Origin of the sequence: Planotetraspora sp. GP83, from assembly GCF_041262585.1 — a bacterium.
In the GTDB taxonomy this organism is placed as follows: domain Bacteria; phylum Actinomycetota; class Actinomycetes; order Streptosporangiales; family Streptosporangiaceae; genus JAOEGB01.
This window is the reverse complement of the sequence record NZ_JBGCBZ010000023.1, coordinates 77,307-90,465: the sequence shown is the minus strand read 5'-3', so window position 1 is coordinate 90,465 and position 13,159 is coordinate 77,307. Positions and strand designations below refer to the sequence as shown.

The following is a 13,159-nucleotide window of genomic DNA, read 5'->3' as shown; positions in this document are numbered from 1 at the left end:
TGTGTGCCTGACTTGTCACGCTATGTAATCACAAGGGCGACTGAGCCAGACCCTACCCCGGCTCGAAGGAGTGACAATGACGTTCACAGCCATGCAACCCACCTACATGCCCGCCCCCCTCGGATACGCCGCTCACCAGCAGTTCTCACCCCAGCATCAGCCCCTCCAACCCCCGCTCTACGCCCAGCCGTTCGCTCAGTCATACGGCCAGCAGCAGCCCGGTCAGCAGATTTCCCAGGTGCCGGGTCAGCACCAGGTGTCGCCGTTCGGGCAGGCGATCCAGCAGGAGGAGCAGATCCTCCCGCAGGAGCACCTGCTCAGCCCGCTGAGCTTCTGGAACAAGGTCGCCCGCGTTGGCGTCCGGTACGGCGCTGCGGTCGCTCGCCAGATCCTGGAGAACGTCCAGTTCCAGCACCAGCTTCAGCTCCAGCAGGCTCAGCAGTACGCCATGCAGCTGCCGCAGCACCTCGCGCAGCAGTTGGGCATCCAGGTTCCGCAGTTGGTGGGTCAGCAGGCGATGGGCGCGCAGCCGGCGTTCCCGACTGCGGTGAACGACGTTCAGCAGGAGGAGCAGATCCTCCCGCAGGAGCACCTGGTGAGCCCGCTGACGTTCTGGGCCAAGATCGCCCGCCTTGGCGTCCGGTACGGCGCTGCGGCCGCCCGCCAGATCTTGGAGAACGTCCAGTACGTCCACCAGATCCAGCAGCAGGTCGCCCAGCAGATCCCGCAGTACGGCGGCCAGCTCGGTCAGCAGTATGGCCCGCAGCCCAATCACCTGGCCCACGGCGCCCAGCTCGGGCAGCTCAACCACCTCGGCCAGCAGTACGGCCAGCAGGTCGGCCAGCTCGGCCAGCTCGGTCAGCTCGGTCAGCTCGGCCACCTTGGGCAAGTCGGCCAGATGTACGGCCCACAGGTTGCCCAGCCCTACCCCGGCCAGCTTGGCCAGGTCGGTCAGGTCGGCCAGCAGCACGGCCAGCTCGGCCAGATGTACGGCCCGCAGCTCAACCACCTGGGTCAGCTCGGCCAGCTCGGACAGGTCGGCCAGCAGCACGGCCAGCAGCCGTTCTCGGCCGTCCAGGGTCAGATGACCCACCAGCAGGTCGGCCAGACCCACCAGCAGGCCCCTTATCAGCAGGCTGCCTATCAGCAGGCTCCGGTGCCGGCCGGTGCCGGGCTCTGAGCGGAGGCACATGGTGGACCCGACGGGTGAGCGGCCACCGGGACCCGGTGCCATAGCGGACGGAGCCGGCGTGGAAGCGAATCCCGCCATGGGACCGGTGACGAGTCCGGCGGCCGGCCACGCGGTCGGCCTGATGGTGGGTCCGGCGGTTGGCCTGGCGGGCGGCCCGGCGATCGGAGCGGCGATGGGATCGGCAATGGGGCCGGTCCCTGAGCAGCCCGGGCCGCTCGGCCCGCTGCAGGCGCAGTGCGCGGTGACCCTGCAACAGCTGTACGGCTGGCTGCAGGCGTCGCTCCCGCAGGCGCCGCAGATCGCCGGGGTCATCCCACTGCTCGTCCAGGCGGTGCAGATGTACCGGATAGGCCGGCACGAGGCGTGCATGGCCCAGATCCAGTCCGTCTTGAGCATCGTCGACGGCGCCTGCGGCGGCGACAGCACGAGCGGCGACGCCAGGACGGGCGCCGGCGGTGACGGCAACGGCGCCGTCACCGCCGTGCGGCCCGGCAGCCCGCCACTGTGACTCGCTCACAGAGCGCCCGGACCGGTCGATGGCCGGTCCGGGCCCCTGCCGTACTGATCGGAACTGATCGGAAGTGGAAGACGGCTCGGCCCTCGCTCCCTTGCCGCCGCTCGCCGGTGATGCTGTGGGCCGCCAGTGACGATTGAGCCTGATTCCTCGTCGAGCCTGCGGGCACGGCCAGCGAGACCAGCGTGAGCTGGGGAGAGTCGAGACGGTAGTGACCAGCAACGAGAAGCCCAGGAACGAAACCGAGGAGCCCCGCACGCCCGCCCCGAACCGGGCGAGGCAGACGCCGCGGCAGGGGCCGCAGGTCGTGGAGCCCCGTCCTCGGCGCTACATGGTCGCGGCGCTGCCCGAGCCGTACCTCGCGGCCATCGGTGTGGGTGGGCCGGCTCTCGACGGGGGCGCCGTGCACAAGCTGCTGGAGGACGACCCCGAAGTGCGCGTGCACCGCCTCATTCCGGCGCGGGCGGGGAACGGGTATCCCGCCGTCGTGGTCGTGGACATGACCGCCCAGCACGCGCTCGACCTGCGGCGACGGCTGCCCCAGGTGCACATCGAACGTGATCGGCTGCTCACCTGCACCGAGGTGCCCATGCCGCCCCGGAAGCGGCGGGCCGCGGCGGCCGTTCTTCCCGCGGGACTCGAGAGCACCTTCACCTTCCTGGTCCGGGATGCCGAGGGTAAGCCCGTTCCGGCGGCGACCGTGTTCGTCACCGGGTACGGCTGGCCGGCGCAGGCCGTGACGGGAGCCGACGGCCGCGCGACGATCACGATGGTGGGGGAGACGCCGGACTCCATCGCCGGTGTCGTGGTCAAACCGCGCTCGGGCTACTGGAGCCGCCGGCTCCACCGGCCGGCCCTGTCGACGACCAGGGACAACCTGATCGAGCTGACGAAGCTGTCGGACACGTTCGAGGGGTTTCCCGGCCGGCAGGTGTTCGGCTGGGGGCAGCAGGCGATGAGCCTCGACCGGCTGCCCCCGACATTCCGCGGCGCCGGAGTCAAGATCGCCATCGTCGACTCGGGAACGGCCACGGACCATCCCGATCTGCTCGACCGGGTGACGGCCGGAGTCGATCTGGTGGGGCGCGAGCCTGACGGCTGGACGGTGGACGCGGCCTCCCACGGCTCGCCCTGCGCCGGGATCATCAGCGGAGCGGACAACGGCCGGGGCATCGTCGGTTTCGCCGTCGAGGCGGAGGTCCACGCCTGCAAGATCTTCCCTGGAGGCCGGTTCAGCGATCTCATCGAGGCGCTCGATTACTGCATCGAGCAGGGGATCGACATCGTGAACCTGAGCCTGGGAAGCAGGCATCCCTCCCAGCTCGTCGCCGCCAAGATCGACCAGGCCCGCAACGCGGGCGTGGCGTGCGTCGTCGCCGCGGGCAACGACGGCGGTCCGGTCGGCTTCCCCGGCAACCTGCCGAGCGTTCTCACCGTGGCGGCCATCGGCAGGGCCGACGCGTTTCCGGTCGGCTCGTCCCATGCCGCGGAGATCCTCGGGCAATGGACCGTCGAGGGATACTTCTCGGCCCGGTTCAGCTGTCATGGGCCCGAGGTCGACGTCTGCGCGCCCGGCGTGGCCGTGTTGTCCGCCGTTCCGCCGGACTCCTATGCCGCGTTGGACGGCACGTCCATGGCCGCGCCTCACGTCTCCGGCCTGGCGGCCCTCGTGCTGGCGCACCATGCCGACTTCAGGGGCGACTTCAGGGGCGACTTCAGCAACGGCTACAGCGCGCGCGACGCCCGCCGGGTGGACCGCCTGTTCCAGATCATCAAGTCGAGCTGCATCGCTCTGGACCTGGGTGACCCGCACCGCACGGGAGCAGGCCTGCCGAACGCGGTGGTCGCCCTCGGGCCGGCGCTCGCGCACGTCGCGCCGCAAGCCGGCGAGGTGCGGCCTCTGCTCGACCGGCTCACCGTCGAGATGCTCTGGGCCGGGCTGATCGTTCCGGCCGCGCATCCGGCGCAGGGACAGGCCGCCGCTGGAGGAGGGCCGCCCTCGGGCAACGGCCCGATCAACGGACACGGATACGTTCCCGGGAACCGCCCTGTCTCCGGACACGGTTACGTCTCCGGACACGGATACGCCTCTGGGACTGGCCCTGTCTTCGGGCACGGGCCTGCCTCAGGGAATGGGCCGGTGCTGGGAAACGGGCCCCTTCCCGGGCCCCTTCCGGGGATCGAGCCCGTGTCCTGGAGCGGCGTGGCCGGAGCCGGGAACGGCATGCTGATCGGGAACGGCATGGCGCCCCCCGACGGCATGATTCCGGGAAATGGGGTGGTGGCCGGGCACGGCATGGTGATGGGCGACGGCGTGATGATGGCGAACGGCGTGGTTCCCGGACAGGGCGTGGTCTCGGGTTACGGCGTGGCTGCCGGGCAGGGCGTGGTCTCCGGGTACGGCGTGGCCGCCGGGCAGGGCATTGGCATGGTGCCGCCGAACGGAGTGGTGCAGCCGAGCGGCATGGTGGCCGGGAACGGTGTGCCGCCAGGAGCCCCGCTCGCCTGGCTCGCCGAGGAGATGCGCGCCGCCGGACTCTTCACCGACCAACAGGGCACCGACCTGATCGACTGAAGGTCCGCCATGGGCAGCGGACTGCCGGTGTACTCGCCGATGCTGGCGCAGCCCGGGACGATGCCGGAGCCCGACGAGTGGTACGCCCACGAGATGAAGTGGGACGGCGTCAGGGCGCTGGCCTACATCGAGGGCGGCAGGCTCCGGCTGATCTCCAGGAACGCCAAGGACATCACCGCGGCGTACCCGGAGACGCTCGGGCTCGCCAGAGCCGTGGGCGGCCACGATCTCGTGCTCGACGGGGAGATCGTGGCGTTCGACGAGCGGGGCAGGCCGTCGTTCGAGGCGTTGCAGCCGCGGATGCACCAGCGGCACGAGGTGAAGATCGCTCAGTTGATGACGACGGTGCCGGTTACCTTCCTGCTGTTCGACGTGCTGCACGTGAACGCGGCGTCCTCGATCGCCATGCCGTACACCGCTCGCCGCGGCCTCCTGGAGCAGCTCGTGGAGAGGGGAGCGCACTGGGACGTCCCGCCGTACTACCGGGACGGCGGCGCCCACGCCCTCGCCGAGTCGCGCCGGCTGGGCTTCGAGGGAGTGGTCGCCAAGCGGCTGACCTCGCCGTACCGGCCCGGCAGGCGCTCTCCGGACTGGGTGAAGGTCAAGAACTTCCGCACGCAGGAGGTCGTCGTGGGCGGCTGGAAACCGGGGGAGGGCCGTCGCCGCGGCGTGATCGGGTCGCTGCTCGTGGGCGTATATGACCAGGGCCGCTTCCGCTACGCCGGGAGTGTCGGGACGGGATTCACCCAGGCGACGCTCCGCGACCTGGCCGAACGGCTCGCGCCGCTGGAGCGGGACACGCCGCCCTACGACGAGGGGCCCCCGCGAGAGGAGGCCAGGGGCGCGCACTGGGTGGAGCCCGTCCTCGTGGGCGAGGTCCAGTACGCCGAGTGGACCGGCGAGCACCGGCTCCGCCATCCCTCGTGGCGGGGAATCCGCGAGGACAAGGACCCGGAGGAGGTCACCCGTGAGGAGTGACTCCCCGTGACTCGTGCGCGGGCTCCCGGGCCTCGCCCAGCGGTCAACCGAATCCGGCCGGCGACCGCACTCGGAGTCTCACGGCCGAGTCTCACGACCCCCGGCCTGCCGACTTGTCCGCCGCCTCACGACCGGTCCCGGCGTCACGACCGGGGCCATCCGCCGTCGATCGTGGCCCAGTGGCCCAGTGGCCCCAATGCCCAGTGGTCGGTGCGTGGTCAGTGCGTTTCGTACGCCGGTCCGGCCATCTGGGCGACGTCCTCCGCGCCGTCGCCGATCAGCTTGGCCGACAGATCGGAAAGCGCGCGCCCCGCCGCCAGTTCGTCGCCGATCTCCGGGACCGGCCGGTCAGACGGGTTCCGGCGGGCGTGGCCGACGCTCTCGTGCCTCCTGCCCGCTCCCGTGTACAGCACGGCGGTCGCGGTGGTGAGGTCGTCGTTGTCGTCCTCGTTGAGGAAGATCTCCACGGTCCATCGTTTGGTCTTCATGACGAACACCTCCCGGCATCCAGCATCCCTCCGGCGAACGGGCCGCTGGAAGGGACTTTCGACCTGGTACGGCCTGCCGTAGGTAAGAGCCGTCTTTCGGCCGTGGAGCTCGGGACCTCCGGCCCTGGGGAGCCTTTCCCCAGGCAAGGTCCCATGGAGAAAAAGGAGGAAGCCATGACCGATCCGATCATCGCGGGCACGGACGGCTCGCCCAACGCGCTGGCCGCCGCCGAGTGGGCCGCGGACGACGCCGCCCGCCGGGGTTGCCCGTTGCGCTTCGTCTCCGTCGTCGACCGGTGGGCGTACGGCATCGCGAAGTTCCCGTCGTACGAAGGTGATCCGCTGGCCACGCACGCCGAACGCGCGCTGGCCCAGGCCGACGAGGCCGCGCGCAGGCGCCAGCCCGGTGTGACGGTCAGTACGGAGATCATCGAGGGCCTGCCGGCCAAGGTCCTGCGTGACAAGGCCAAGGAGGCGACCGAGGTCGTCCTTGGCAGCAGGGGGCTGGGGGGCTTCGCCGGAATCGTGGTCGGCTCGGTCAGCACGCACGTGGCCGGCCAGGCCCACGGCCCGGTCGTGGTCGTACGCCCCGGATGGGAGGACAAGCACGGGGAGGTCGTCGTGGGCATCGACGACTCCGAGGAATGCGAGCCCGCCGTGGCGTACGCGTTCGAGCAGGCCAGGCTCCGCGGCGGCGCGCTTCGCGCGGTCTTCGCGTGGCAGTTCCCCGTGCACGCCTTCGCGACCGAGATCACCTATGACATGGACGAGGTCCGGGAGGCCCAGCAACGGGCCGCCACCCAGAAGATCGACGTATGGCGGAGCGAATACCCCGACGTGCCGGTGACGGAGGACGTCCTCTTCGCGCACCCGGTCGACGCGCTCACCGACGCGTCCAGCAAGGCCGACCTGCTCGTGGTCGGGTCCCATGGCCGCGGCGCCCTGGGGTCGGTCGTGCTCGGATCCGTCAGCCGCGCCGTCCTGCACCACGCCCACTGCCCGGTCGCCGTCGTCCGCTCCTGACGCTCCTGGCGCGGTCCTGACCCCGCAGTCCCGGCTCGTAAAGGCCCGGCTCGTGAAGGGAGTGCCGTCGCCGAACGGCTTGACATCCCTGATCGTGACGTTCCGCGTCCGCGTCTTCGTCCGTGTGGTCGGCGTGGTCGGCGTGGTCGGCCGCCTCGGAGCCCAAGCCGGGCCCGCCCCGGCCGGACGGGCCCGTCTTGAAGGGGGGAGCTCAGCTCGACATGCCCGGCTGGCTGCCGGACTGGTCGGCGGGCCGTTCGCCATACTCCGCGGACGCCTCGGCCGGCTCCTCGCCGAGCTCCGCTGACTCCTCTGCCGGACCCCCGGCGAACTCGGTCTCCTCCGCCGGCCGCTCGGCGAACTCGGCCGTCTCCTCAGCCATCTCCCCAGGCTGCCGGACCTGCTGCTCGCCAAGCTGCGCCTGGCCGCCGGGCCTCTCGACGCGGATCCGCCGGCCCTCTTCTTCCTCGGCGGTGAGCTGCACCACGACTTCGAGAATTCCCTGGTCATAGGTGGCCTTGATGTTCCGCTCGTCCGCGTTGGGCGGCAGCGGGATGGAGCGGGTGAACGCGCCGTACCGGAACTCGGTCCGATACGCGTGCCGCTCCTCGTGACGCCGTTCGGCGTGGATGGTCAGAACGCCGTTGGCCACAGTGATCTCAAGGTCCTTCTCGGGGTCGATCCCGGGGAGCTCGGCACGCAGGACGTACCGGCCCTCCTTGACGTAGTCCTCGAACCGGATCGGCTGCCCTGTCACCGGCCGCAGCGCGGCCAGCGGTGCCTCCAGCCAGTCGAAGAGTTCGGGAACGAGCCCTCTCGATTCCCGCCGCATCGGTACGCTCATTAGCCCTACCTCCGTCTTCTCTTGACCTACGCCTCCATCACATCGCCATACGGGATGAGACACAGGAGTCGGAGGTCCCTTGTGTCAGGGCCGTTCGGCCACTGTGCGGGCCCGCTCCGCCGGGATGTCATGAAATTCGCAGACCTACCCGGAGGAGATCGATCATGGCCGGACTCATTGTGGCCGCCGTAGACGGATCCAGGCCCGCTCTGGCCGCAGTCGACTGGGCCGCCGACGACGCCCACAGGAGAGGCGCCAGGCTCAGGATCGTCCACGTGCGGGAGCCGTGGGCCAACGAGTACCCCTTCCACGGCATCGAGGGCTTCGGCGAGTCGCTGACCGAGCACTGCGAGGGCGTCCTGGCCCTGGCCGCCGACCGGGCCCGGCAGCACGCGCCCGGCCTCGACGTGACCACGGGCCTCGTCACGGGAGCCGTCATCGAACGGCTCATGACCGAGTCCGCGCGGGCCGGCGTCGTGGTCGTCGGCAGCCGGGGCATGGGCGGCTTCGCCGGACTGGTCCTCGGATCCGTCGGGCTGGGACTCGCCACGCACGCGGTCGCTCCCCTGGTCGTCGTCCGGAGAACCCAGCAGGCCGTGTACGGCGAGGTCGTCGTCGGCTTCGACGGATCTCCCCATTCCGAGGCGGCCGTGGACTTCGCGTTCGAGGAGGCCAGGCTGCGGCAGGCCCGCGTGCGCGCTGTGTACGCCTGGGACATCCCCATGTTCTCGCCCTTCGCCGTCGGCTACACGCGGGAGATGGGGGAGATCTTCGACCGGGAGTCGAGTGCGGCCGGGCAGCGGCTGGCTCCGTGGCGCGACAAGCATCCCGACGTCCCGCTGGTCGAGTCGGCCGTCTGCGGGCACCCGATCCCCGCCCTGGCGGACGCCTCGCGGACCGCCGACCTGGTCGTCGTGGGGTCGAGGGGGCGTGGCGGGTTCGGCGGAGCGCTGCTCGGCTCGGTCAGCCACGGCGTCCTCTACCGGGCGCACTGCCCCGTCGCGATCGTCCGGCCAGGCCAAACAGAGCGATGACCGGTCTGGCGGGCTCCGGGAGCCGGTCTCCAGCCTGCCGAAGGAGATGAGTGTCATGGCGCGAGTGCTCGTGGCGTACGGCTCGAAGAGAGGCTCGACGGCGGAGATCGCCGAGTGGATAGGCGCGGCGTTACGGGAGGAAGGCCACCAGGCCGACGTGCTCCCGGCGCATGCGGCGGTCGACGCGCGCGGCTATGACGCCGTGATACTCGGCGGCGCGGTCTACATGGGCTCCTGGCACAGGGACGCCCGGCGGTTCGCCCGCCGCCACGAGAAGACGCTTCAGTCGTCGTCGGTCTGGATGTTCAGCAGCGGTCCCCTCGACCGTTCCGCCGAGGAGAAGGACATCCCTCCGGTGCGGAAGGCGGCCAAGTGGATGGCCCGTCTGGGCGCCATCGGCCACATGACCTTCGGAGGCCGCCTCGCGGCGGACGCGCGAGGATTCCCCGCCTCCGCCATGGCACGGACGATGGCCGGCGACTTCCGCAACCCCGAGCAGGTCCGGGCCTGGGCCAAGTCCATCGCCGGCCAGCTCGGGTAGGAGTGCGAAGGCTCCCGGCCGCCGCGTGTGCGCCCGGGCCTTATCGACTCGCCAATGGGGAAGGGGTTGACTGGCGGGGGATCGTGTCGCCACGGTGTTCGAGTCCGATGGTTCGTCGTAGCGGAGGGTCGCGATGAGGTTCGTGCGCGAGAACGAGATCAAAGTCAGCAGGCCAGGGCCGGACAGGTTCACGGACGGTGTCTGGGAGGCCTCCGCTCTCGAGGCGGTTCAGCCGGACGGCCTGCGGGCCCAGCGCTTCTCCTATGACCCGGAGGCGCGCTCCGGCTGGCATACCCACGACGGGGAGCAGGCGCTCTACGTGCTGTCCGGACGAGGCGTCATCACGCGATGGGGCGAAAGCAAGGGAACCGAGGTGGGCCCCGGGGACTGGATCCACGTGCAGCCTGGTGAGAAGCACTGGCACGGCGCCGTCGCCGACGACACCCTCGTCCACATCGCCGTGACGGCGAGCGGAAAGACCCACTGGCACGGGCCCGTGTCGGACGAGGAGTACCGCTCCAGCCTCGAATAGTCACCAAAGGGGAGACTTCGGCCAGGAACGCGTGTCCGGTGAATCAGGCGGGGTTGGAGTAGACGCGCCGCGGCGTCAGGAGGACGGCGGTGCGGCGTTCCTCGGCCATGACCCGGTCGTATGTGTCCCAGTCGTCGTGCGTTCCGCCCGCCGCCTTGAAGATGTCGCGGAGGAGAAGCCGGAGGCCCTCCGCGTCGACGCCAGGCGGCGGATCGCCGGGGCCGGACAGGGCGACCGGGCCTTCGGCGGCGGCCCACTGCCAGCCGCTTCGCACCACGACGGTCGCGTACGGCCGGGCACGCATGTCCGCCAGCTTGCGGGCGGTTCCCCGTACGACGAAGCCGACCACCGGCTGCCCGGTGGTGGGATGGCCGAGCACGCCCGCGTTCACCACCGAGGAGCGGATGGTTCCGTCGCTCCGTGAAGTCGAGACGACGCAGAGGCCATGGTCGCCAGGGACCAGCCGGGCGAAGTCCGTGAGGTCGGTCACCTGACGAGCATATCGGGAAGAGCTTCAGATGGTTCGACGGCCGCTGGGTCAGCCGGTGACGATGGTGAGGTCGGCGCGTGAGCGGACATCGTCCGAGGCGTAGTAGCGCTCCTCCTGGGCCGCCCAGCGCGACCAGTGGGGCGTGAAGAGATCGCCGTCACGCGCCAGCGCCCGTTTCTTGCGCACATCGCCTTCCGCTTCCAGCCACACAAGCCCGCTCAGGTACGGTGAAGCCCGGCGAGCGCCGGAACCGACGCCCTCGATGACGAGCGCGCCGGTGTGAGGCAGCTCGTGCCATTCGGCGTACCGGCTCCGATCCCAGTCGTAGCGGCGCCAGCGTGCCGTCCTGCCCAGCGCGAGCGGCTGGAGCACCCATTCCAGCAGGGCGTTAACTCCGGGAAGAAGGCCGTCCCAACCGTCGTAGAGATCGTCCATCCGGATCACCGGCGCGGGCAGCTCGGCGGCGACGGCCGCGGCGAGGGTCGATTTGCCGGCTCCCGAGCGTCCCTCTATCGCGAGGATCCGGGTGTCCCCGGCGTGAGCGGGACGGCTCGTGAGCCACGCCGCGATCTCGGCGGCTCGCGCGCTCACCACCGGCACGTCCCACTTCGGCTCACGACGGGGTCACGGAACGGGGTTCCCCGGGCGGGCAGGTGCGGCCGGACGGTGCCGAGCAGCTCCCCAGCGGCGATGACCCAGTAGGAGCCGTACACGTCGCCGCTCTTGACGACCTGGACGGCGGCGAGTTCGTCGTCGGTGTACCAGCGGCGGCGGCGTATCGGGTCCAGGGGAGCCGGCCAGCCCGGCGAGCGTGGCAAGCACCGTCCGGGCGTGGTCGAGCTCGGGGGCCGGGGTCGGCGCTCGCGCACCTCGGGATCAAGCGCCTGCCACTCGGGGGACTCCAGGACGCGGCCTGAACGTCCGGTCGCATCCTGCGTAGCAGCGCGGCCGCGATCAGATCCCAGCCGATGGGCGCCACACTCACCTCCATGTTTCGTCACGGATTGCGTGACGAAACCCTATCCAGCGGGGCGGGCCAGGACCGTGGGGCTCCTGGCCCCCGGTCAGCGAGGTCCTATCCGGCCCGGAGCTTCACCAGGTCAGAGCGGTGAGCGCGGGCCTTGCCGGGGCCGAGGATCGCAGGCGTTAGTCGTCGAAGTTGGCCGGGGGGCTTGCACGACGGAACCGCCCGCGTCCGGCAGGCGGGAGGCGAGGCCCGTCCAGGCGGGTTTGTGGTTGATCATATTTTCCAGATTGCGGACGGCTTTAAAGGTCTTCATAAGGCCCCCGAGTACGAGACATGAATGGATCCGCAAAGTGTGAACGTTGTCACACGTTTAGCCTTCTAAATTTACAGCGGCGCTAATTGCTTATCGCTTTCGAGCTGGGGACATCACGAATCGCGCCAGGATGGTCACCTTTCCGCTTAACGGAACCTAACGGCCAAGTCAAGATCGGTACTCCAGATATCTCATGATGGCGTCCACGCAGGGGGAAACCGCAAAACACCCTCGTCTGCGAGAGCCCACTCCGGTCCTTGACGGTCGCCGGTCAGTGTTCGCGAACGCGCCGCTCCCAGCAGGGGGCACATACCACAGGGCGCTCTCGACCGCTATCAATTCCGCGTTAATCACACAGGTGTTCATTGATCGCTAGGATGAGTCGGGTGCTTACAGCTCAGGTAGTACCACAGCAAATTCGGCAACGCCTAGGATGGCTTGACGCCCTGCGCGGTATCGCCGCTTTGACAGTAGTCTTTGAGCATTCACTCAAGCCCCTATTGCCCGAGGCTCGACTTCCTGTCAAGGCTGCTTTCGAACCCGGCTGGTATGGGGTGATGGTGTTCTTCTTGGTCAGCGGATACATCGTCCCCGCCTCCCTTGAACGGCGAGGTAGCTTGCGGGCCTTTTGGGTTTCTCGATTCTTCCGGCTATATCCGCTGTTCGGAGTGGGCGTAGCCGGCATGGTACTGCTGATGACGCTGGGCTGGGTCGACCCTCACATCTGGTGGAGCTCCCGGCCGGTTCCCCTGGTCCTTGGCCACCTGACCATGCTGCAGAACCTGCTGTACATGCCGAACCTGATCAACGTGCTGTGGACGCTGTCTTATGAGATGGCCTTCTATCTTCTGCTTACCGCGATGTTCATCCTCGGCATCAACCGAAGAAGCACCACGAGCGCACTCGCCTTCGCTACGGTGGCGGTGCTGGGCGCGGGCACCCTGCCGGTCACATTGTTATCGGCTGGCGGATCCCCCCGGATGCTGACGGTCACCCTGGTGGTGACCGCACTGGTGGCACTGGGCCTGGCCGCCGTGCTAAAAGGCTCAAACCCGGTCCGGCAAGCCGGCGCGATCGTCATTGGGATCACCGTGCTGGTGCTACTGGCGGTCAACCAGAGCTATCCGGGCCCATGGCAGGGCTTGCTGATCATGGCCACGATGTTCGCCGGCACGGCCCTGTATCGGGCCGAGCGGCGCGAGATCTCCTGGAAGCAAGCGAGATGGGTAGCTCTGATTCCGCTGGCTGGGATCTGGCTGGCACGGGATGATTTCGGCTCTCAAACGGCCATGGCCGCCGCTTGGATCACCTTCGCCGTCGGACTGGCACTGCGGCACCGAAGGATGCCGCAGGTGCTCCGCTGGCTGGGTCTGGTCAGCTACTCCATTTATCTTCTGCACCCGCTGCTATTGGAAAGCGTCGAGTGGTTCTGGCAACAGCCGCTGACTGTACCCCTAAGCCTGCGACTAACCGCTCTAACCTGCGTGGTGGGGTTACTACTCGGGCTTAGTGCGCTCACATGGCGTTTGGTTGAAGCTCCGGCACAACGGCTGGGCAAGCGCCTTGCATCATCGAAACGTATTCGGCGGTAGGGTCTCCCCCGCTGTCCAACCGCGGGTCCAGAGCTCTCCCTTGTCACAGCGAAACGTGGATGGGGTGGGGTTATCG

General features: G+C 69.3%; 14 protein-coding genes. 8 read left to right on the top strand and 6 right to left on the bottom strand.

All coding sequences use genetic code 11. The features are described 5' to 3' along the window. Window positions 1-199: 199 nt before the first annotated feature. A complete protein-coding gene (locus ABH927_RS27555) occupies window positions 200-1,192 on the bottom strand; it encodes a hypothetical protein (RefSeq protein ID WP_370026244.1) in 993 nt (330 codons plus the stop codon). 58 nt (window positions 1,193-1,250) lie between these two features. Here ABH927_RS27555 and ABH927_RS27550 point away from each other — a divergent pair, with 58 nt between their 5' ends. From ABH927_RS27550 to ligD, 3 genes are all read left to right on the top strand, one after another. Continuing rightward, window positions 1,251-1,700 carry a hypothetical protein gene (locus ABH927_RS27550; RefSeq protein WP_370026242.1) on the top strand — a complete coding sequence of 150 codons (450 nt, stop codon included), beginning with the start codon at window positions 1,251-1,253 and terminating at the stop codon, window positions 1,698-1,700. Window positions 1,701-1,917: 217 nt separating this feature from the next. Next, window positions 1,918-4,281 carry a S8 family serine peptidase gene (locus ABH927_RS27545; protein WP_370026240.1) on the top strand — a complete coding sequence of 788 codons (2,364 nt, stop codon included), beginning with the start codon at window positions 1,918-1,920 and terminating at the stop codon, window positions 4,279-4,281. 9 nt (window positions 4,282-4,290) lie between these two features. Next, complete coding sequence (ligD, locus tag ABH927_RS27540) at window positions 4,291-5,259, top strand: non-homologous end-joining DNA ligase (RefSeq protein ID WP_370026238.1); 969 nt, start codon at window positions 4,291-4,293, stop codon at window positions 5,257-5,259. A gap of 218 nt (window positions 5,260-5,477) precedes the next feature. Here the strand turns inward: ligD and ABH927_RS27535 are convergent, their stop codons facing one another. Then, entirely contained in the window at window positions 5,478-5,747 is a 270-nt protein-coding gene (locus tag ABH927_RS27535) for a DUF1876 domain-containing protein (RefSeq protein WP_370026236.1), read from the bottom strand. Window positions 5,748-5,921: 174 nt separating this feature from the next. Here ABH927_RS27535 and ABH927_RS27530 point away from each other — a divergent pair, with 174 nt between their 5' ends. Next, complete coding sequence (locus ABH927_RS27530) at window positions 5,922-6,770, top strand: universal stress protein (protein WP_370026235.1); 849 nt, start codon at window positions 5,922-5,924, stop codon at window positions 6,768-6,770. A gap of 211 nt (window positions 6,771-6,981) precedes the next feature. On the opposite strand, the gene ABH927_RS27525 is transcribed toward ABH927_RS27530, so the two are convergent. Next, complete coding sequence (locus ABH927_RS27525; RefSeq protein ID WP_370026233.1) at window positions 6,982-7,602, bottom strand: Hsp20/alpha crystallin family protein; 621 nt, start codon at window positions 7,600-7,602, stop codon at window positions 6,982-6,984. A 176-nt stretch (window positions 7,603-7,778) separates the two neighbouring features. On the opposite strand from ABH927_RS27525, the gene ABH927_RS27520 reads away from it, so the two are divergent. From ABH927_RS27520 to ABH927_RS27510, 3 genes are all read left to right on the top strand, one after another. Continuing rightward, window positions 7,779-8,648 carry a universal stress protein gene (locus ABH927_RS27520; protein ID WP_370026231.1) on the top strand — a complete coding sequence of 290 codons (870 nt, stop codon included), beginning with the start codon at window positions 7,779-7,781 and terminating at the stop codon, window positions 8,646-8,648. A 55-nt stretch (window positions 8,649-8,703) separates the two neighbouring features. Further along, a complete protein-coding gene (locus ABH927_RS27515; protein ID WP_370026229.1) occupies window positions 8,704-9,189 on the top strand; it encodes a flavodoxin domain-containing protein in 486 nt (161 codons plus the stop codon). A 133-nt stretch (window positions 9,190-9,322) separates the two neighbouring features. Continuing rightward, window positions 9,323-9,721, top strand: a complete 399-nt coding sequence (locus tag ABH927_RS27510; protein ID WP_370026227.1) for a cupin domain-containing protein — start codon at window positions 9,323-9,325, stop codon at window positions 9,719-9,721. Between the two features lie 43 nt (window positions 9,722-9,764). On the opposite strand, the gene ABH927_RS27505 is transcribed toward ABH927_RS27510, so the two are convergent. The 3 genes from ABH927_RS27505 to ABH927_RS27495 are packed head-to-tail and all read right to left on the bottom strand — an operon-like array spanning window position 9,765 to window position 11,029. Then, window positions 9,765-10,211, bottom strand: a complete 447-nt coding sequence (locus tag ABH927_RS27505; protein ID WP_370026225.1) for a pyridoxamine 5'-phosphate oxidase — start codon at window positions 10,209-10,211, stop codon at window positions 9,765-9,767. A 48-nt stretch (window positions 10,212-10,259) separates the two neighbouring features. Beyond that, window positions 10,260-10,802 carry a hypothetical protein gene (locus ABH927_RS27500; protein ID WP_370026223.1) on the bottom strand — a complete coding sequence of 181 codons (543 nt, stop codon included), beginning with the start codon at window positions 10,800-10,802 and terminating at the stop codon, window positions 10,260-10,262. Continuing rightward, on the bottom strand, window positions 10,799-11,029 hold the full coding sequence (locus ABH927_RS27495) for a hypothetical protein (protein ID WP_370026222.1): 231 nt from the start codon (window positions 11,027-11,029) through the stop codon (window positions 10,799-10,801). The genes ABH927_RS27500 and ABH927_RS27495 overlap by 4 nt, the downstream gene beginning before the upstream one ends. 848 nt (window positions 11,030-11,877) lie before the next feature. On the opposite strand from ABH927_RS27495, the gene ABH927_RS27490 reads away from it, so the two are divergent. Next, window positions 11,878-13,083: an acyltransferase family protein gene (locus ABH927_RS27490; protein WP_370026220.1), complete on the top strand. Its 1,206-nt coding sequence runs from the start codon at window positions 11,878-11,880 to the stop codon at window positions 13,081-13,083. Window positions 13,084-13,159: the final 76 nt, after the last annotated feature.